This is a genomic window from Globicatella sp. HMSC072A10 (assembly GCF_001811625.1).
In the GTDB taxonomy this organism is placed as follows: domain Bacteria; phylum Bacillota; class Bacilli; order Lactobacillales; family Aerococcaceae; genus Globicatella; species Globicatella sanguinis.
This window is the reverse complement of sequence record NZ_KV805617.1, coordinates 1-905: the sequence shown is the minus strand read 5'-3', so window position 1 is coordinate 905 and position 905 is coordinate 1. Positions and strand designations below refer to the sequence as shown.

The 905-nt window shown below is 30.3% G+C and carries 1 pseudogene; it reads right to left on the bottom strand.

What is annotated here, in order from left to right:
• Positions 1-779, bottom strand: a pseudogene (locus HMPREF2811_RS00420) (helix-turn-helix domain-containing protein); the annotation flags it as partial.
• Between the last annotated feature and the right edge of the window lie 126 nt (positions 780-905).

Genomic DNA, 905 nt, shown 5'->3' with positions numbered 1-905 from the left:
TGACCTTTTTCATTACCCTTGAAGCAGTTTGTTACATTGATATTAAATCCATAGTAATTAGCGAAAGCTAAAAGATTTTTGTTTAGCTTCTTTTCATTTCTACCAATAAATCTTGTAACAACATTTTTCATATTGTCATAAACTACTTCTTTGTACATACCACCAATCATTTCAAAAAACCTAACTTGGGAATCGAAAAACACTTCAGCCTGTTGATTTGTGTAAAGATATGCCCATCTAAAGTTTGAAGCAGGTGATGATAGAACTGCTAGACTTAAGGCTTTTAATTTTCCTGCTATGTAAAGTTTTACCTCTCCAAAGTCATATTCTAACCTGTCACCAAAGTCGTACTGTTGTCTCACAGCAGTTTCTTTAATTTTCTTTCTCTTTTCTCTTACATACGAAACTATTGATGGATAACTTATCTCAAATCCTTTATCAAGTATTAGTTTATGAATTTGAACGACACTTAAAGATTGCTTATGATTTTTTAATTTTAAGTCTTTTTCTTTTTCGCCTTCTAAGATTTTATCTAAATATTCATCCAATTCTTTAGTGTATTTTACTTTTTTTCTATTTGAACTATCATATTTAGGTTCTTGTGCTATTTTTTCTTGTACGATGCGAGCCTCTACTTTTCCTTCATCAAGATTTTTTTGTAGTTTTTTGTAATCATTCCAATATTTTGCTACAGTTTTACGGTTAATTCCAAGCTTCTGAGCTACTTCTCTATTTGAATCGCCTTCAAGTTTGAGTCTTATGATTGTATGCTTATCCATTAAATTTATCACTCCTATCACCTCCATATGAGAATTATCACATATGGGGATTTAAATTAAAACAAGTGGACCGTTTTTCGATTATTATTAATCGATTATTGGACCACTTTTAGATTAGCATTTACA